At 69.4% G+C, this 18,286-nt stretch carries 13 protein-coding genes; 5 read left to right on the forward strand and 8 right to left on the reverse strand.

Annotated elements, in window-relative coordinates; all coding sequences use genetic code 11:
• Positions 1-186 precede the first annotated feature (186 nt).
• On the forward strand, positions 187-1,596 hold the full coding sequence (locus FZ029_RS10710) for a nucleobase:cation symporter-2 family protein (protein ID WP_149269235.1): 1,410 nt from the start codon (positions 187-189) through the stop codon (positions 1,594-1,596).
• On the opposite strand, the gene FZ029_RS10715 is transcribed toward FZ029_RS10710, so the two are convergent.
• The 4 genes from FZ029_RS10715 to FZ029_RS10730 form a co-directional block, all read right to left on the reverse strand.
• Positions 1,593-2,525: an EamA family transporter gene (locus tag FZ029_RS10715; protein ID WP_149269236.1), complete on the reverse strand. Its 933-nt coding sequence runs from the start codon at positions 2,523-2,525 to the stop codon at positions 1,593-1,595. The two genes, FZ029_RS10710 and FZ029_RS10715, sit on opposite strands and share 4 nt — an antisense overlap.
• Before the next feature lie 99 nt (positions 2,526-2,624).
• Positions 2,625-4,691, reverse strand: a complete 2,067-nt coding sequence (locus FZ029_RS10720; RefSeq protein ID WP_149269237.1) for a GGDEF domain-containing phosphodiesterase — start codon at positions 4,689-4,691, stop codon at positions 2,625-2,627.
• Between the two features lie 500 nt (positions 4,692-5,191).
• Complete coding sequence (locus FZ029_RS10725; RefSeq protein WP_149269238.1) at positions 5,192-5,827, reverse strand: LysE family transporter; 636 nt, start codon at positions 5,825-5,827, stop codon at positions 5,192-5,194.
• 145 nt (positions 5,828-5,972) lie between these two features.
• Positions 5,973-7,841, reverse strand: coding sequence for a hypothetical protein (locus FZ029_RS10730; protein ID WP_247892255.1), 1,869 nt, complete (start codon positions 7,839-7,841; stop codon positions 5,973-5,975).
• Positions 7,842-8,352: 511 nt separating this feature from the next.
• Between FZ029_RS10730 and FZ029_RS10735 the strand changes: the two genes are divergently transcribed.
• Complete coding sequence (locus tag FZ029_RS10735; RefSeq protein ID WP_247892256.1) at positions 8,353-9,021, forward strand: DUF1194 domain-containing protein; 669 nt, start codon at positions 8,353-8,355, stop codon at positions 9,019-9,021.
• A 27-nt stretch (positions 9,022-9,048) separates the two neighbouring features.
• On the opposite strand, the gene FZ029_RS10740 is transcribed toward FZ029_RS10735, so the two are convergent.
• Positions 9,049-9,237: a hypothetical protein gene (locus tag FZ029_RS10740; RefSeq protein ID WP_149198742.1), complete on the reverse strand. Its 189-nt coding sequence runs from the start codon at positions 9,235-9,237 to the stop codon at positions 9,049-9,051.
• Positions 9,238-9,734: 497 nt separating this feature from the next.
• On the opposite strand from FZ029_RS10740, the gene FZ029_RS10745 reads away from it, so the two are divergent.
• From FZ029_RS10745 to eat, 3 genes are all read left to right on the forward strand, one after another.
• Positions 9,735-11,126 (forward strand): ethanolamine ammonia-lyase subunit EutB, encoded by a 1,392-nt coding sequence (locus tag FZ029_RS10745; protein WP_149269240.1) that lies wholly within the window; start codon positions 9,735-9,737, stop codon positions 11,124-11,126.
• On the forward strand, positions 11,126-11,890 hold the full coding sequence (gene eutC, locus FZ029_RS10750) for an ethanolamine ammonia-lyase subunit EutC (RefSeq protein ID WP_149269241.1): 765 nt from the start codon (positions 11,126-11,128) through the stop codon (positions 11,888-11,890). Before FZ029_RS10745 ends, eutC begins: the two co-directional genes overlap by 1 nt.
• 65 nt (positions 11,891-11,955) lie before the next feature.
• Positions 11,956-13,368 carry an ethanolamine permease gene (gene eat / locus FZ029_RS10755; RefSeq protein ID WP_149269242.1) on the forward strand — a complete coding sequence of 471 codons (1,413 nt, stop codon included), beginning with the start codon at positions 11,956-11,958 and terminating at the stop codon, positions 13,366-13,368.
• Positions 13,369-13,544: 176 nt separating this feature from the next.
• On the opposite strand, the gene phaZ is transcribed toward eat, so the two are convergent.
• The 3 genes from phaZ to FZ029_RS10770 all read right to left on the reverse strand — a co-directional run bounded on the left by phaZ (position 13,545) and on the right by FZ029_RS10770 (position 18,119).
• On the reverse strand, positions 13,545-14,771 hold the full coding sequence (gene phaZ / locus FZ029_RS10760) for a polyhydroxyalkanoate depolymerase (protein ID WP_149269243.1): 1,227 nt from the start codon (positions 14,769-14,771) through the stop codon (positions 13,545-13,547).
• A gap of 253 nt (positions 14,772-15,024) precedes the next feature.
• Positions 15,025-15,834, reverse strand: a complete 810-nt coding sequence (locus tag FZ029_RS10765) for an endonuclease/exonuclease/phosphatase family protein (RefSeq protein ID WP_149269244.1) — start codon at positions 15,832-15,834, stop codon at positions 15,025-15,027.
• A complete protein-coding gene (locus tag FZ029_RS10770) occupies positions 15,831-18,119 on the reverse strand; it encodes a VTT domain-containing protein (protein WP_149269245.1) in 2,289 nt (762 codons plus the stop codon). The genes FZ029_RS10765 and FZ029_RS10770 overlap by 4 nt, the downstream gene beginning before the upstream one ends.
• Positions 18,120-18,286: the final 167 nt, after the last annotated feature.

Consider the following 18,286-nt stretch of genomic DNA (forward strand, 5'->3'; position numbering starts at 1 on the left):
CACCGATCGTTAAAGAATAAAGCAGTCAGCATCGGGGTTTCCCGCCGGGCGCGGCAAAAAACCGCGCGGGATTTGCCACCTCCGCGGGCAGGGATCGCCGGAGTGTGCCCAGACATTGTGCAGGATCGGACGGAGCCGCGGCCGGAGCCTGGGCTCGATCCGGGGCGGACCGGAACGGCACGCCCCATGCAGAACGAAGCCGATCCACCGGACAGCAAGGCTTCCGCCATGAAAAGCGCCGCCATCACTCCTGACGTCCATCCCGTCGACGAGGTCCTGCCGCCCTGGCGGCTGCTGGCGCTGGGGCTGCAGCATGTGCTGGTGATGTATGCCGGGGCCATCGCGGTCCCGCTGATCGTCGGCGGGGCGCTGAAGCTGCCGAAGGACCAGATCGCCATGCTGATCAATGCCGACCTGTTCGCCTGCGGCGTGGTCACGCTGATCCAGGCGGTGGGGGTCTGGCGCTTCGGCATCCGCCTGCCGGTGATGATGGGCGTCACCTTCGCCGCGGTCGGGCCGATGGTGGCGATGGCGACCAACCCGTCGCTGGGTCTGCTGGGGATCTATGGCGCGGTGATCGGGTCGGGCATCTTCGCCATCCTGGCGGCGCCGCTGGTCGGCCGGTTGCTGCCGCTGTTCCCGCCGGTGGTGACCGGCAGCGTCATCGCCATCATCGGCATTTCGCTGATGCGGGTGGGGGTGGGCTGGGCCGGCGGCGGGGTCGGCAACCCGCGCTTCGGCGATCCGGCCTTTTTGGGCGTGGCTGCCTTCGTGCTGCTGACGATCCTGGCGCTGATGAAGCATGGCCGCGGGTTCGTGCGGAACGTCGCGGTGCTGCTGGGGCTGGTGGCCGGCATGGCGCTGGCGATGGCGCTGGGCATGGTCGACTTCAAAGGGCTGGCGGAGGCGCCCTGGGTGGCGGCGGTGCAGCCCTTCCAGTTCGGGATGCCGGTGTTCGATCCGGTCGCCATCCTGACCATGTCGCTGGTGATGATCGTGGTGATGATCGAGTCGACCGGCATGTTCCTGGCCGTCGGCGATATGGTCGGCCGCCCGGTGAGCCGGGAGGATCTGGTCCGCGGCCTGCGCACCGACGGGCTGGGCACGCTGATCGGCGGCGTCTTCAACACCTTTCCCTACACCTCCTTCTCGCAGAATGTCGGGCTGGTCGGGGTGACGGGCGTGCGCAGCCGCTGGGTCTGCGCGACGGGCGGGCTGATCCTGCTTCTGCTGGGGCTGCTGCCGAAGCTGGCCCATATCGTGGCGTCGGTGCCGGCCTTCGTGCTGGGCGGGGCCGGACTGGTGATGTTCGGCATGGTGGCGGCGACCGGGGTGAGGATCCTGGCCCAGGTCGATTTCGCCGGCCGGCGCGAGAACCTGATCGTCGTGGCGGTCAGCGTCGGCGTCGGGCTGATCCCGCTGGTATCGGACAAGTTCTTCTCGCAGATGCCGGCCTTCCTGTCGCCGCTGCTGCACAGCGGCATCCTGCTCGGTACCCTGACCGCCGTGGCGCTGAACTGGTACTTCAATGGCCTGGCGAGTGCCGACCGCGCCCGTCATGAAGTGGCTGCAGCGGCGCAGGGGGTTGAGGCCTAGGTCCTCCGCCGCAGCAAGTCCTTGCTGGCGAGCAGCGAGCCGCCGGCGATCAGGGCGCAGGACACCCAGATGATGCCGGAGTTGGGGGCTAGGCCGAACAGGACCAGCAGCAGGGTCGACAACAAGGGCGCCAGATAGGACAGCGCCCCCAGCGCCCGGATGTCGCCGTGGCGCACGCCGTAATCCCAGACGAAGAAGGCCGCCCCCACCGGTCCCAGCCCCAGCAGCAGCATCGCTCCCCAGCCGGCGGCGGTCTCCGGCCACACCGTGCGCTCCAGCGCCAGATGGCAGAGCAGCGACAGGATCGCGGTGACGAGGCAGAAGGCGCTGACCGCGTCGGTCGGCGCCTCGCCGATCTGGCCCAGCCGGCGGCGCAGCACCGAATAGCCGGCCCAGGTGACGGCGCTGCCCAGGGCGGCGGCATAGCCCGGCAGATGCGCCGGGTCGATGGAGAAGCCGCCCATGGAGTTGCCGGTCCCGCCGCGCGCGATCAGCAGCACCGTGCCCGCCAGCCCGGCCAGCGCGCCGCCGACATGCCAGGACCGCAGCCGCTCCCCCGGCAGCAGGGCGGAGAACAGCACGATCAGCAGCGGCCACAGGTAGTTGATCAGGTTGGCCTCCACCGGCGGCGCCGCCTGCAGGGCCATGAAATAGAGGAAGTGGAAGCCGAACAGCCCGCCCACCCCCAGCGCCCAGGCCGCAACCGGCTGGCGGAAATAGCGCAAGGGATTGTCGCCGCGCGAGGCGGTCCAGCCGCTGCCGACCAGGAAGGCCAGGAAAAAGGAGGTCGCGACCAGCTGGAACGGCGGCACAATGGCGGCCAGCGTCGCCAGCGGTGCCAGCGTCGCCCACAGCAGGATGGCGGTGAATCCGACCAGCGTGGCGCGGTTGGATGAGTGGCGGTCGGGTAGGGCGGATGAGACGGTCATGGTGCGTGTCGGTCGGTTGCGCGGGGGAGGCGACCATAACCGGCCGGCAGAGTGCTGTCTTGACCGGACCTCCGCCACGCATTGACCGAAACTCCGGCCTCACGCCGTCATGGGCAGCGCCTCGTCGCGGGCGAAGGCGGTCATCACCATCGCTTCCGCCGCCTCGGCCGCCAGCGGACGCGAGATCAGAAATCCTTGCAGGCAGTCGCAACCGGCCTCCGCCAGCCAATGCCGCTGCTCGGCGGTCTCCACCCCCTCCGCCACGGTGGACAGCAGCAGCCGCTGCGCCAGCGCGATGACGGTGGAGGCGATGTCGGGGGCGTGCGGCAGGTCGTTGACGAAGCTGCGGTCGATCTTCAGCACATCGACCGGCAGCTGGCGCAGATAGGCCAGCGAGGAATAGCCGGTGCCGAAATCGTCGATGGCGATGCGCACCCCCAACGCCCGCAGTCGGTTCAGCGTCGGCAGATGGTGGCGCACGTCCTTCATGATGACGGTTTCGGTGATCTCCAGTTCCAGCAGGTGGGGCGGGGTGCCGTGGCGCTGCAGCACCTGTTCGACCAGCCGGGCGAAGCCGGGGTCGGCGAGCTGGCGGGCGGAGACGTTGACCGCCACCGGCACCGGGCCATGGTCCAGCGCCCAGCGGGTCGCGGTGCGGCAGGCCTCCTCCAGCACCCAGCGGCCGATCTCGATGATGAGGCCGGTGTCCTCGGCCACCGGGATGAAGTCGGCGGGGGAGATCGCCGCCCCCTCGTGCCGCCAGCGGATCAGCGCCTCGAAGCCGGTCAGCCGGCCGCTCGCCGCCTCGATCTTCGGCTGATAGACCAGCTCGAAGGCCCGCGCCGCGACCGCCTCGCGCAGGCCGGATTCCAGCCGCAGCCGGGTCTCGGCGCGGTCGGTCATGTCGCGGGTGTAGAAGACGAAACGGTCGCCGCCCGCCGTCTTGGCCGCCTGCATCGCCGAATCGGCCATCCGCATCAGGCCGGTGCTGTCGGGCGACTCGCCGTTGCCCTGCAGGGGATGGACGGCGATGCCGATGCTGGCGGTGAGATGGACGCGATGCTCCCCCACCTCGCGCAGGGAGGACAGGCCGTCGAGCAGCCGTTGCGCCACCATCGCCGCCTCGTCGCGGTCGGCGACGCGCTCCAGCACCACCAGGAACTCGTCGCCGCCCAGCCGGCCGACGGTGTCGCAGCGGCGCACGCTGGCGCCCAGCCGCTCCGCCACCCGGCAGAGCAGCAGGTCGCCGACGCCGTGCCCAAGGCTGTCGTTGACCCGCTTGAAGCGGTCGAGGTCGACATACAGCACCGCCAGCCGGCCGGCGTCCGGTTCGCGGGCGCGGGTCGCCAGTTCGATGGCGTGGTCCAGCCGGTCGAGCAGCAGCGCCCGGTTGGCCAGCCCGGTCAGCGGGCAGCGCGTCGCCAGCCGCCGCAGTTCGTCATGCTCGCGTTCCAGCAGGGTCAGGGTGTGGTTGAAGCGGGCGATGACGAAGCCCAACTCGTCGTCGGCATGGCCGCGCGGCACGGCCAGCGGCTGGCCATAGGGCTTTTCCGGGTCGATCCGCGCCACCGCCCGGCCGATCTGCAGCAGCGGCCGGGTCAGCAGCCGGTGGAACACCGCCGCCATCGCCAGCCCGATCAGCAGGTTGCGCAGGGTCCCCGCCACCAGCGCCGCCGAGACATAGGCGAGAAAGCCGGACGCCGCCCGCCCGGTGTCGATGCCGACGATCAGCGTGCCGATGCGGGGACTGTCCGCGACCTTCGGCGCGCTCGCCGGAGTCGTCAGGTCATGGGTCACCACCGGCCGGTCGATGAACAGCAGCGCCGTCGCCGCGCGCTCCAGCAGGCTCGCCGGTCCGGCCGGGCGTTCGCGGCGGGCGAGCAGGGTGCCGTCGCCCAGCCGGATCTCCGCCCAGGCGGCGTTGGCGCGGACCATGCCCTGCAGCACCTGCCCGGCCAGCTCCGCGTCGATCAGCCAGGCGGCACTGGCGGCCGGCCCATCGACCAGGGCGACGGCGTCCGCCACCTGGGCCAGGGCCACGGTCCGCTCACGGGTGGCGGTCCAGGCGAATTCGGCCGCGGTGATGGTCAGGCCGATGACGAAGGCGGCGAGAACCGCGTGAATCGCCTGCTTCAGCGTCAGGCTGCGCAGGACTGGGATCGCCATCGCACCGTTCCTCGGCCGCATGTTTCGCACCGCCGCCCACGTCGGGGGTAAGCCTTTCGGCAGAGGCGGCGAACCGAAGCATTAGTGGGATGGGCGATGACCGCGGCGCGGCGGTTCCGTGAAATTTTTGTAACCGGGGACGCACTCTATTGCTGAGAATGCATATTGCTGCATGGGCCCATTCCTGCGGCGCATGGCTACCATTCAGCATTGGTAATACCAGTTCGTGTGCGCCGCAGCATATCTTGGCCTTGCCCATTCTCGGGGCGTTTCCTCCCTAAACTATAGGGCCGCGCGATTGCGCGGCCCTTTTTCTTTGAGCGGGAGGAAAGGGGTGAATCAGAGTCCGTAGACTTTGGGCCCCATCATAGACCATTCTCAGCCCTCATTCCCGCGAAGGCGGGAATCCAGCTTTTCCAGTGGCTTAGGTGCAGAGCTTCCTGGTTCCCCGCCTTCGCGGGGATGAAGACCGATAATCGCACGAAGAATCTTGCAGACTCTCAGACCCGGCGGGCAAGCGCCAGCAGGCCGCCGGCGCCGATCATCAGGCCGCCGGTCAGACGGTTCAGCGACTTGGCCGCCGACACGGTGGTCAGCTTCGCCGCCAGCCGGTCGCCGCCGGTGGCATAGGCCATGATCCAGCCGAACTCGATCACCACCATGGTGGCGACCAGCGCCATCAGCTGCGGCGCCAGCGGGGCGGCGGCGTCGATGAACTGCGGGAACAGGGCGCCCATGAACACCAGCGCCTTCGGATTGCTGAAGGCGACCAGCGCACCGCGCAGGAACAGGCGGACGGGCGTGCCCTCTCCCGATGCGGCGGCCGCGGCGTCACGCTCGCCGGGTTGCTCGACCGGCGCCAGCCATGCGGCGATGCCGAGCCAGGTGAGGTAGGCGACGCCGGCCCAGCGCACGATCTCGAAGGCCAGGACGGAGGTGGAGAGCAGGGCGCCCAGCCCGAAGGCCGACAGCGCCGCCATCACCGCCAGCGCCGCGCACATCCCGGCGCCGCCCCAGGCGGCACGCTTCGCGCCGAAGCGCAGGCCGAGGCTCATCGCCAGCAGCATGTTCGGCCCCGGCGTCGCCGAGATCACGAAGGCGGTGGCGAAGAAGAAGGCGAGCGTCTGCCACATCATGATTGGGAAGCCTCAAGAGCGGGGATGCCGGGGGCGTGCAGCAATCTGCCGCACCACAGCAGCATGTGCCCGGCTCCGCCGCAAGCGGCTCCGGCGAAACACAGCCATGCTCGGCGGCGAGGACGGCCGGCCCGGGCGTTCCCGCTCAGGGCGCCGCCGCCCGCACCTGCCAGGCACGGAAGGCGAGGTTCGCCGAATCCTGGTCCGGCCGCTTGTAGGAGGCGAAGCGGCGGTCGCGAATGCGGCCCTGCGCCTCGCGCCATACCCCGTTCCAGTCGATGGCGCCGTCCGCCAGCAGCCGGTTTTCGATGATGCCCAGCAGGGCTTCGTTGACGGTCGACACGCCGATGTTCTGCGTCGCCAGCACCAGCGCGTCGGGCGCGCGTTCCAGCGTGGCGCGCAACCGCGTGTGCCCGCCGCAGGACCCCCAGAAGACCAGCGCCGTGGCCGGTGCGATCTCCGTCATGGTGGAGTCCTCGTGATAGCTGTGGCCGCGATGGATGACGATGGACGGGGTCAGCCCTTCGCGCGCCATCCAGTCCCAGGCGGCGGCACGGCCGGCATCGTGGGCGCCGGGCTCGTCGGCGACGATGACGATCCGGCGCCCGTGGCGGTCCGGGCTGACGGCGACGGTGAAGCCGGACTGGCTGTGGAGCGCCCAGCCCTGGGCACGGTGCTGCCGCAGGAAGCCGCGGAAGGAGGCCCGCCCGTCAGGGTCGTCGTAGAAGGTCATCCGCTGGACGTTGATGCCGTTGCGGAACAGGCGCTGCCCGGTCAGGACGGGCAGGGCGGCCGGCGGATGGCGCTGGAGGAACCGTTCGGCCTCGAAAGCCGGGGTGGCCGGGTGGCCCGACAGGCGCATCGCATGCAGGCTGCCGGCAAGTCCGGCCATGGTCCGGGCCGGCGTCTCGCCGGTTCCGCGGTACCAGGCCGCCAGCTCGTCCTCCAGGGCGGCGCGGACGGCGCGGTTGTCCAGGTCCATGGCGTCGGCCAGCGCGCCGATCACCATGGCGGCGTCGGCTCCGGGCACCGGCGCGTCCTGGGCCGGCAGCAGAGCCCGCAGGCTCTCGCGCATCAGCTCCCGCGCGGTGGCGGGATTGGTGCCGAACAGGCTGGCCGCCCGGCCGCCGCCGACCGTCGCCACGAAGAAGTCGGCCCACAGCGGCCGTGTCCGCTCGCCGCGCGCGAGGTCGAGAAGGCTCCGCCGCTCCTGCTTGAGCTGGATTTGCAGGATGTTGACCAGCCCGTCGAGCGAGGAGGTGTAGAGCTGCGGCCCGATCCGCGCGATCAGCCCGAGCAGATCCTCCGCCGACAGCGCCATGGCGATGCGGAAGCGGTCGGCCGGCGGATCGTCCACCATGTCGTCGAGCAGCGCGCCGATCTTCGGCGCCATCGCGGCCGGATCGCGCGCGAGCGAGGCGGCCAGCGCCTTCGACGCCTGGCTCTCAAGCGCCCGCAGCTCGGGCTTGCCCAGGCGTTTGCGCAGTTCATGCCGCGTTTCGTAGAAGGGCAGCCCGGTGTCGAGCGCCCGCGACAGCGGCCCGAGGTCCAGTGCGAGGGCGACGATCTCCGCGCCGCCGGGACGGCCGATCATCTGGTCCGCGGCTCCGACCGCGTCGAAGGGCGCCAGAGCCGCCGCCCCGCGCAGGGCGGCCAGCGCCGCCTCGCCGGGGAACAGGCTGGAACAGCGGAAGGCGTCCGCCGGCGACCGGCGGGCCAGTTCGGCGAATGCCTCGTCCCCGCCGGACAGGGCATCGAGGACGGCCTGGCCCGCCGGTTCGTGATCCGCGCAGGTGCCGGGAGCGTCGGCGGGGCGCCCGGCCGGAGCCTGTCCAGTTGGAGTCTGTCCGGCCGGAGTTTGGCCAGCCGGAGTTTGCCCAGCCGGAGTTTGCCTGGCCGGGGCTTTCGGCTTCGGCGGAGCGGGTACGGTCAGCCCGGCGGACTGCAGCGGCGGGGGCAGGGTCTGGGCCGTCGCCATGACGGTCCAGCCGGCCGCCAGCGCCGCGCCGGTCAACCATGACAGCCGGCCAGCCCACCGGTGCGGAACCGGTGCGGCGGTATGGCCGGGGAGCAAGCGGGCAGGAGGCACGTCTGTGGCTGCTCGGAACATGGAATGGGAGGGGGACGGACGGCAAGGCGCTGCCTTACGGGCTACCCCTTAGGGGGTAAGCTACGCAGGCAATCGGCGTTTTGTCACCTCCCTATCGGTGCGAAGCCCCCGGCCGCTGCGGTTTGCCGCCGGGCCGCAAGTCCGGCGGGCGGCGTGGAGTACCCCGCACTGGCTGTTCACAACCGCCGGAATAGCCCGGCGGGGCATGGACAGAGAAGCTTCGCATACCAATCCTCAATCCTTCGTCCGGCGCGGCCCTTCTTCCGGCGTGGCAGCCAGGACACCGGTGGCGAGAAGGAGGGTGCGTATGCGTGCATACCGTCTCTTGGCCCATAGCCGTGCCTGCTTCCTCGCCTCCCTGCTTTTCGTCGCTCCTTTATGCTTGTGCTTATCCGCGGTTCCGGCAGCGGCGCAGATGCCGGTGGACCTGGAACTGATCCTGGCGGTGGACGTGTCCGGCAGCGTCGACCCGGACGAGGCAAAGCTGCAGCGCAACGGCTATGTCCAGGCCCTGCTGAACCCGAAGGTGCAGGCGGCGATCCGCGGCGGCCCCTTCGGCCGGGTCGCCGCCACCTATGTGGAATGGGCGGGCGAGAGCCATCAGCACATCGTCGTCGCCTGGACCGAACTGAGCGATCCGGTCAGCGTGGAGCGCTTCGCCGCCATGGTGGCGGAGGCGCCGATGATGACGGAGCAATGGACCTCGATCAGCGCCGTCATCGACTATGCCGTCCCGCTGTTCGACAACAACGGGTTCGAGGGCATGCGGCGGGTCATCGACATTTCCGGGGACGGCGAGAACAACCGCGGCCGCCCGGTGGAGGAGGCGCGCGACGCCGCGGTCGCCCGCGGCATCACCATCAACGGGCTGCCGATCCTGAACGACCGGCCCAACCCCTGGGGCGGCGCGGCGCCGAACGACCTGGAGGGCTATTACCGCGACCATGTCATCGGCGGCCCCGGCGCCTTCCTGGTGCCCGCCCGCGACTTCGACGCCTTCGCCGACGCGATTCTCAGCAAACTGCTGCTGGAGGTGTCGGGCGTCCGGCCGATGGAGCGGGGGCGGGACCTCGCCGCCCGCTGAATGGGCCGTCCGGTTTCGATAAGGACCTCAGTTCACCGTCCGGTCGATGGCGCGGCCGGCCTTTTCCGCCGGACCCGGCGGGTCGATGGCGTCCTTCACGCGCTGGCCGGCGTTGTCGATGGACTCGCCGGCCCGCTCGGCCGGACCGTCCTTGTGGCAGGCGGCCACGGCGACCAGCGGCAGGACCAGGACGGCAGTGCGCAACAGCGTCAACATGACGGTCTCCTTCTTGTGGCGCGCGGCGTCCGCTGACGGGCGGCGCGCTGCGGTGCGATAGGGAACGGCATGGCCGGGCCTCGGGTTCGGCCGCCTAGCCGATTGCTCCGCTGACGCTTCCGCTTGGGCTTGGGGCGTGAGCGGAGGAGTTAAGTCTCCCTCTCCGGGGGGCGAGGGGATGCAAACATCTCAGTGTCACGTAAGACGTTGGAATAAAACAATTTTGTCGGCCTTCATTCCCGCGAAGGCGGGAATCTAGCCACATCCGCCGCTGATCTGCGGAGTTTCCTGGATCCCCGCCTTCGCGGGGATGACGAAAAGTTCCTTTTGTTCCAGATGCTTAGCAATACTTGGAATTGTGTGAATGCCCTAGCTCCGGGGGGAGAGGGAACCCGGCGGGGCATCGAAGCCCACCCGCATTTTGTGTTCTACGGTCAACTGCCCTCCGCGTTGCCCGTGCCACTCTCGTCCCAGGATGAGACGGGCGGGAGGCCGGCATGGCTGGGTACCATCGCGATCTGGGGCGGCAGCGCCACCGTTTCGACGATCTGAAGGCGGTGATGGCCTGCGCCTCGCCGCGGCGGTCGGGGGACGAACTGGCGGGCATCGCCGCCGACAGCGACGAACGGCGGGTGGCGGCGCGCATGGTGCTGGCCGACCTGCCGCTGAAGATTTTCCTGACCGAGGCGCTGGTCCCCTACGAAACCGACGAGGTGACGCGCCTGATCATCGACCGCCATGATGCCGAGGCCTTCCGGCCGGTGGCGCACATGACGGTCGGGCAGTTCCGCGACTGGCTGCTGTCCTATGACGCCGACACCGCGGCGCTGACGGCGCTCGCCCCCGGCCTGACGCCGGAGATGGTGGCGGCGGTGTCCAAGCTGATGCGCAACCACGATCTGGTCTGCGTCGCCGCCAAATGCTCGGTCGTCACCCGTTTCCGCACCACGGTCGGGTTGCCGGGGCGGCTGTCGAGCCGGCTGCAGCCCAACCACCCGACCGACGACCCGACCGGCATCGCCGCCTCCACGCTCGACGGGCTGCTGTATGGCATCGGCGACGCGGTGATCGGCATCAACCCGGCGACCGACAATGTGCCGGCCTGCATCGCTCTGTTGGAGATGCTGGACGCCGTGCGCACCCGCTTCGACATCCCGGTGCAGTCCTGCGTGCTGGCCCATGTGACCACGACGATGCAGGCGATGGAGCGGGGCGCGCCGGTCGATCTGGTCTTCCAGTCCATCGCCGGCACCGAAAAGGCCAATACCGGCTTCGGCGTCACCCTGTCGCTGCTGGCCGAGGCGCAGGAGGCCGCGAAATCGCTGAAGCGCGGCACCATCGGTGACAATGTCATGTATTTCGAGACGGGGCAGGGGTCCGCCCTGTCGGCCGACGCCCATTTCGGCGTCGACCAGCAGACGGTGGAAACCCGCGCCTATGCCGTCGCCCGCGCCTTCGACCCGCTGCTGGTCAACACGGTGGTCGGCTTCATCGGCCCCGAATATCTCTATGACGCCAAGCAGATCACCCGCGCCGGGCTGGAAGACCATTTCTGCGCCAAGCTGCTGGGCGTGCCGATGGGTTGCGACGTCTGCTACACCAACCATGCCGAGGCCGACCAGGACGACATGGACGTCCTGATGACGATGCTGGCGACCGCCGGCGTCAATTTCCTGATCGCGGTGCCCGGCGCCGACGACGTCATGCTGAATTACCAGAGCCTGTCCTATCACGACGTGCTCGGCCTGCGGCACCTGCTGAAACGCCCGCCGGCGCCGGAGTTCGAGGCGTGGCTGGACAAGGCCGGCTGGCTCGACGAGCAGCGCCGCCTGCCGCCCTGGCCCGACCAGAGCCTCGTCGTCTCCGCCCTGCTGGGGAGTGCGGCCTGATGAGCGAGACCCCTAAAGATCCGTGGGCGCGCTTCCGCAGCGCCACCCGTGCCCGCATCGCGCTCGGCCGCAGCGGCGACGCCCTGCCGACCAAGGCTCTGCTGGAGTTCCAGCTCGCCCATGCCCGCGCCCGCGATGCGGTGCACAGCGCCGTCGACTTCGACCGGCTGGCCGCCGACCTGTCGCCGCTGGAGAGCATCCGCGTCCACAGCGCCGCGCCCGACCGCCCGACCTATCTGCGCCGTCCCGATCTCGGCCGGCGGCTGGATCCGGCCAGCGCCGCCGGGCTGCCGGCGGGGGAGTGGGACCTGCTGTTCGTGATCGCCGACGGGCTGTCGGCCGCCGCGGTGCAGGTCAATGCCGCGCCGCTGGTCCATGCCTGCGTGGCGCGGCTGGGGCATCTGCGGATCGGGCCGGTGGTGCTGGCCGGACAGGCGCGGGTGGCGCTGGGCGACGAGGTGGCATCGGCCATGGGTGCCCGGCTGGTGGCGCTGCTGGTGGGCGAGCGGCCCGGCCTGTCGGCCGCGGAGTCGCTGGGCGCCTATCTGACCTGGGATCCCAAGCCCGGCCGCGCCGATTCCGAACGCAACTGCATTTCCAACATCCATGCCGGCGGCCTGTCGATCCAGACGGCCGCCGACAAGCTGTGCTGGCTCGCTACCGAGGCGGCGCGGCTGAAGCTGACGGGGGTCGCCCTGAAGGAGGACGCCCCGTCCCTTGCCGGTCCGGACAACGACAAAAAGCAACTGACCGACCGGTCGTGAGAGAGCGCCGCCATCGGCACCAATGCCGTGACTTTCAAAGCCTTTGAACAGGGGCAGGAGGCAACATGTCTGGGAACACGAAGCCTGAATTGAGCAAGAGCCTGAGCGGGCTCCATCTGTGGGGGATCGCCGTGGGGCTGGTCATCTCCGGCGAATATTTCGGCTGGAGCTACGGCTGGGCGGCGGCGGGGACGCTGGGCTTCCTCGTCACCACGATCCTGATCGCGGCGATGTACACCACCTTCATCTTCAGCTTCACCGAGCTGACCACCGCCATTCCCCATGCCGGCGGTCCCTTCGCCTACAGCTACCGCGCCTTCGGGCCGACCGGCGGCTTCGTCGCCGGCTTCGCCACGCTGATCGAGTTCGTCTTCGCGCCGCCTGCCATCGCGCTGGCCATCGGCGCCTATCTGAACGTGCAGTTTCCGGGCCTGGACCCGAAGACGGCGGCGGTCGGCGCCTACATCGTCTTCATGGGGCTGAACATCGCCGGCGTGTCGATCGCCGCCACCTTCGAGCTGTTCGTCACCATCCTGGCGATCATCGAGCTGGTGGTGTTCATGGGCGTCGTCTATCCCGGCTTCTCCTGGGCCAACTTCACCGCCAACGGCTGGGCCGGGTCGCCCAGCTTCAGCGCGGATGCCTTCGGCGGCATCTTCGCCGCGATCCCCTTCGCCATCTGGTTCTTCCTGGCGATCGAGGGCGCGGCGATGGCGGCGGAGGAGACCAGGGATCCCAAGCGCACCGTGCCGCGCGCCTATATCGGCGGCATCCTGACGCTGGTGGTGCTGGCCTTCGGCACCATGATCTTCGCCGGCGGCGTCGGCGACTGGAACGCGCTGTCGAACATCAACGACCCGCTGCCGCAGGCGATGAAGGCGGTGGTCGGTGAATCGAGCGGCTGGCTGCACATGCTGGTGTGGATCGGCCTGTTCGGGCTGATCGCCTCCTTCCACGGCATCATCATGGGCTATTCGCGCCAGATCTTCGCGCTGTCGCGCGCCGGTTTCCTGCCGCCGGTGCTGGCCCGCCTGCACCCGACCCGCAAGACCCCGCATTGGGCCATCCTGGCCGGCGGCGTGATCGGCATCGCCGCCATCTATTCCGACGAGCTGATCAAGATCGGCGGCCAGCCGCTGACCGCCAACATCGTGACCATGTCGGTGTTCGGCGCCATCGTCATGTACATCATGAGCATGGCGGCGCTGTTCCGCCTGCGCACCACCGAACCGGCGCTGGAACGGCCGTACCGCGCGCCCTTCTATCCGGTGTTCCCGGCGATCTCGCTGGTGCTGGCGGTCTTGGCCCTCGTGACCATGGTCTATTACAACGCCCTGGTCTTCGGGCTGTTCGTGGCGCTGTTCGCGCTTGGCTACCTGTTCCACGTCGCCACCGCCGGCATGCGGGTGAAGGCCGGCGGCGCGTCGGGGCTGGGGCACATGGATGCGTTCACCGAGGCGCGGACGATGGTGGATTGAGGTGTGGCGGGGGGTGCCTGACGGGTGCCCCCTCCCTAACCCTCCCCCGCGTTCCGCGGGAGAGGGAACTGCCGCCGCTATGCAAACTCTCCCCTCTCCCGCGAAGCGGGGGAGGGAGGGACCCGCTCGCAAGAGCGGGAGGGAGGGGGCACCCGTAGCCGGCGCCCCCAATCCCCTCACTCGCCGTCGTGGCTTTGAATGAAGCTGCGGATTTCCGGCAGGATCGCTTCGCGCCAGCGGCGGCCGTTGAAGATGCCGTAATGGCCGACACCCTTCTGGAAATGCGTCTTGCGCATCTCGTCCGGCAACGAAGAGCACAGGCGCTGCGCCGCGATGGTCTGGCCGGGGGCGGAGATGTCGTCCAACTCGCCTTCCACCGTCATCACCGCCGTCTTGGCGATCGCCGCCGGCTCCACCTTTCGGCCGCGCGACACCATGGTGCCTTCGGGCAGGGCGTGCTTCTGGAAAACCGTCTCGATCGTCTGCAGGTAGAACTCCGCCGACAGGTCCATCACCGACAGATATTCGTCGTAGAAGCGGCGATGCTGCTCGGCCGAATCGCCGTCGCCGCGGACGAGGTGGCGGAACAGGCCGACATGCTCGTTGATGTGGCGGTCGAGGTTCATCGACATGAAGCCCGACAGCTGGATGAAGCCGGGATAGACGCGGCGGAAGGCGCCCGGATAATAGACCGGGACGGTGGTGATCACGCTGCGCTCGAACCACTTCAGCGGGCGTTCCATCGCCAGCTTGACCGGAACCGTCGGGTTGGCCATCGGGTCGATCGGGCCGCCCATCAGGGTCATGCTGCGCGCCTGCACCGGCTCGTCCGCCGCCGCCATCAGCGACACCGCCGCCATCACCGGCACCGCCGGCTGGCACACCGCGATGACGTGGGTGTTCGGCCCGAGGAAGCGGATCAGCTCCGCCACCGTGTCGATGTAGTCGTCCAGGTCGAAGCGCCCGGCCGACATCGGCACCAGCCGCACGTCGATCCAGTCCGTGATGTAGACGTCATGGTCGCGAATCAGCGCTTCCACGGTGCCGCGCAGCAGCGTGGCGTGGTGGCCCGACATCGGGGCGACCAGCAGCACCTTGGGCTGGCGCGGCGTGCCTTCCGGCTTGGCGAAGTTCAGCAGCTTGCAGAAAGGGGACTGCCAGACGAAACGCTCGGTAACCGGCACCGTCTGCCCATCGACCACCGTCTCCGCCAGACCGAATGCCGGCTTGCCGAAGCGTCGGGTCGTCCGCTCCATCAGCTCGGCCCCGGCGGCGACCGCCCGGCCAAGCTTGGTGTAGGACAATGGCATCAGCGGGTTCTGGAAGGTGTGCTGGGCAGCCTCGGCCCAGAAACGCATCGGCCGCATGGCGGCGTGTTGCATGTCGTACAGATGGTACAGCAAATCAGATCCTCACGTCACGGCTGCCCCCGGTCGGCCAGGGTCGGTTATACCTTCGATCAGCTTATTGATCGTATTACCAACCATATCCTTCGTCAGGGGTCGCGTATAGGTCAAGAGCTTCTTCGCATTTGCAAAGCTCTGTTGTTAAAAGAACATTGCGCTGCACAAAAAATTATCAACCGCAACAATCCCGCTATGACCAAGGCGCGTGACTCCGTTGGTCATACTGACGTTCTGGAATGACCGCTGACGATCAGGGGACGGCGAGCACCGCGCGGACCGGCAGATGGTCCGATGCCCGACGGGTGAGGATGGTGCGGACCACCTCGAAAGCGGGGATTTGCAAGCCTCCCGTCACATAGATGCGGTCGAGCCGCAGGGTGGGCATGCGGGCGTGGAAGCTGCGCGGATTGGCGACGTCGGCGAAGGAATCGGCCAGCTGGCGCAGCCGGGGGGAGCTGGGCGTCCATTCGTTCAGGTCGCCCATGAACAGGGTGGGCAACTCCGGGCGGCTTTCCACCCGCGACACTATGTCACCAACCTGTTTGGCCCGTTCCCAGGGGTCGAGGCCGAGATGGGCGACGATCACCCGGACGGGGCGGCCCTGCACCTCCACCACCGCGTCGATGGCGCCGCGCGGCTCGCGCTTGCCGACGGACAGGTCCATCGTCTCCATCGACCGCACCGGCAGGCGGGTCAGCAGGCAGTTGCCGTAATGGGCGCGCTCGCTGTGCTTGGTCGGGCCGGCATAGGCCTTCAGCCCGGTGCTGCGTTCCAGGAAGGCGAACTGGTCCATCCCCGATTCGCCGCGATGGTGCCAGCCGACCTCCTGCAGGCCGATCAGGTCGACGTCGAGATCGCGGATCACCTGGGCGATGCGGTCGGGGGCGAATCGGGCGTCGAGCCCGACGCAGCTGTGGATGTTCCAGGTGGCGACGCTGAGCGCCGCCATGCCGTCCGGAATGGGGTTGCTGCGGCGGTCGGCACGGCGGGGACGGCGGGCGCGGGCGGCGCGCAACGCGGCGGCGATGCGCTGGACACGGTCACGGCTGAAACGGATCACGGTTCCAAATTCCTTCCCTTTGGCCTTTCGTCTGACCTGTCGTCTTGCCGGTCCTGCTTGCCCTTGCCCGGACCGTTGTCCCGTCCGGAACGGCCGAGAAGGCGGCTGGTCACCCAGCCGAGCCCGATCGCCACCGCCGCCATCCCCACCAGCAGCGCCATGTCGCCGGCCCCGGGGTTGGTGATGGTGCGCTCAAGCTGGTGCCCGAGCAGATTGAAGGCAAGGATGCCGGGCGCAAGACCGACCATGGTGCCGATCACATAGTCGCCGAAGCGCAGCTTCGACGCGCCGGCGGCGAGGTTCACCACCGTATAGGGTGCGACCGGCACGGCGCGCACGCCGGCCACCGCGGCGATGCCGCTGTCGGCCAGCTTCTCGTTGATGCGGGCGATCAGCGGGCCGCCATGGCGGTCCAGCAGGTCGCGTCCCGCCATCCGCCCGGTCCAGAACATCGCCACCGCCGAGGCGACCGCCCCGGCCATCGCGGTGGGAAAGCCCCACCACGGCCCCATGACGATGGCGGTCGCGGCGATCATCACGGTCAGCGGGAACATGACGTAGCCGCCGGCGACATAGGCCAGCATCAGCCACAGCGGCGCCAGCGGGCTCTCGCCAAGGCTGTGGAAGACGGTCAGCACGGCGTCAAGCGTCGCCCATTCCCGCAGTGCCGTGTAGCGCCACATGCCCCACAGCCCCAGCATGGCCAGGACGCCGGCCAGCATCAGCCAGTGGCGGGTGCGCGGAATGCGAGACGGCAGCACCCGGCGGACGATGTCCACCGCGCCGACCGGATGTTCGGGATCGAAGACACGGGCGTCGGCGACGGCGGCGGCCAGCCCGTCGGGTTCGGGGTCGTGCAGCGGTTCCAGCGTCCGGCCGATCGGCTTGCGCAGCGACTCGATGGCTGCGGTGAGCGACCCCAGCCGCCGGTGCGCCGCCGCGACCGCCGCCGCCGTGGACCCCAGATGCTCGGCGATCAGGTCGTCGCGGGTGTGCCGGATGGCGCGGCGGGTGTCCGCATGCTCCGGCCCCGGCCCGGCCTCCAGCGCCAGGTCGCATTCGGTGTCGAGACCCATGGAGCGGTTGTTGAGGTTGGCCGAGCCGATGCGCAGCAGCCGGTCGTCCACCACCATCACCTTGGCATGGACGGTGATGCAGGCGCCGTTGTCGGTGAGCGCGGCGAACAGGCGGAAGCGGCCATGGCGGTCGGCCTCGCGCAGTTCGCGGGTCAGCCGGGCGCGGGCGCCCAGCATGACGGTGTTCTCCAGCCAGCTGGTGGTGCGCACCGGGTTGACGACGATCACCTCCGGCCCGTCCGGTTCCGCCAGCCGCGCCTTCAGCGCCTCGGCCACCGCGGTGGAGGCGAAATACTGGCTTTCCAGATAGATGACCTCGCGCGCCTGGGCGATGGCCTCCAGATAGAGCGACTCCACCTCGCGCACCGCTTCGCGGCCGTTGCAGGCGGGGTCGGTGCGGGCGATGCCGACGCGCACGCCGCGCAGCATCGGCTCGAAGCCGGGCGGCCAGGGGTCGGCGGCCAGCGGGTGGCGCCGCGGCGGCCGGCCGGGCGAGGCGGCGGGGGGCGTCAGCGTCTCGCCGGTCGCCCGCGCCCAACGCTCGCGGAACATCTCCCCCAGCGCGCGGGCGGCGTCGCCGTCCACCGCCATCATCACGTCGTGGAACGGCTCGTAGGGCTTGCCGTCGGGCTGGCGCCGGCGCGGGTCATGGGCATGGTGGGCGCGCGTGTCCCAGCGGTTGGCGGTGATGTCCAGCCCGCCGCAGAAGGCGACCCGGTCGTCGATCACCAGCATCTTCTGATGATGACAGGCGCCGGTCGGATGGTCGCTGTCCAGCCGGTATTGCAGGCGCCGGTGGGTCAGCCAGTTGCGCAGCATGAAGGGGTGCGACCAGCGGGCGAGGTCGAACAGCTCGGCATAGTCCCATTTCAGCACATGGATGTGCAGGTCGGGCCGCGTCGTCGCCAGCCAGTTCAGCAGCGTGCCCAGCCGGTCGGGCCGGCGCGGGCGGCGGGTCTGCGGCATCAGCCGGATGCGGGCGTCGAAATCCCAGGCGGTCATGTAGATGCTGCGCCGGGCGCGCCGCATGGCCGCCTTGGCCAGCGCGAAATAATCCTCCGCATCGACGATGACGCCCAGCCTTGCCGTGTCCTCCACCCGCCAGCAGGTCCGCCCCGGCTCCAGGATCGGCCGCAGTGCGCCGATGGCCCCGGTGGGGTCGGGCGGCGATCCGGCTGACGGGATTGGCTGGGGCGAATGGGCGTACATGGGGTCCGATCGGCTGCGTGTCCTGGGTCATAACATGTGGGAAGGCCTTTCCTTCCCCGCCCTTCGCCATTTGGTGAAAGCCGGTGGGAATTGCAGCCACCCGAACCGCGCCGCCGGTCGAAAAATCCGCCGGAGGACCGGCATTTCAGGGCGGCAAGGCCGCCGAT

The sequence above is a fragment of the Azospirillum sp. Sh1 genome, assembly GCF_008365135.1.
Taxonomy (GTDB): Bacteria; Pseudomonadota; Alphaproteobacteria; order Azospirillales; family Azospirillaceae; genus Azospirillum; species Azospirillum oryzae.

Coding starts and splice junctions, on each gene's coding strand:
- FZ029_RS10735 (WP_247892256.1), top strand. CDS start 8,353: ATGCCGGTGGACCTGGAACTGATCCTGGCGGTGGACGTGTCCGGCAGC.
- FZ029_RS10715 (WP_149269236.1), bottom strand. CDS start 2,525: ATGACCGTCTCATCCGCCCTACCCGACCGCCACTCATCCAACCGCGCC.
- FZ029_RS10770 (WP_149269245.1), bottom strand. CDS start 18,119: ATGTACGCCCATTCGCCCCAGCCAATCCCGTCAGCCGGATCGCCGCCC.
- FZ029_RS10740 (WP_149198742.1), bottom strand. CDS start 9,237: ATGTTGACGCTGTTGCGCACTGCCGTCCTGGTCCTGCCGCTGGTCGCC.
- eat (WP_149269242.1), top strand. CDS start 11,956: ATGTCTGGGAACACGAAGCCTGAATTGAGCAAGAGCCTGAGCGGGCTC.
- eutC (WP_149269241.1), top strand. CDS start 11,126: ATGAGCGAGACCCCTAAAGATCCGTGGGCGCGCTTCCGCAGCGCCACC.
- FZ029_RS10710 (WP_149269235.1), top strand. CDS start 187: ATGCAGAACGAAGCCGATCCACCGGACAGCAAGGCTTCCGCCATGAAA.
- FZ029_RS10745 (WP_149269240.1), top strand. CDS start 9,735: ATGGCTGGGTACCATCGCGATCTGGGGCGGCAGCGCCACCGTTTCGAC.
- FZ029_RS10725 (WP_149269238.1), bottom strand. CDS start 5,827: ATGATGTGGCAGACGCTCGCCTTCTTCTTCGCCACCGCCTTCGTGATC.
- FZ029_RS10720 (WP_149269237.1), bottom strand. CDS start 4,691: ATGGCGATCCCAGTCCTGCGCAGCCTGACGCTGAAGCAGGCGATTCAC.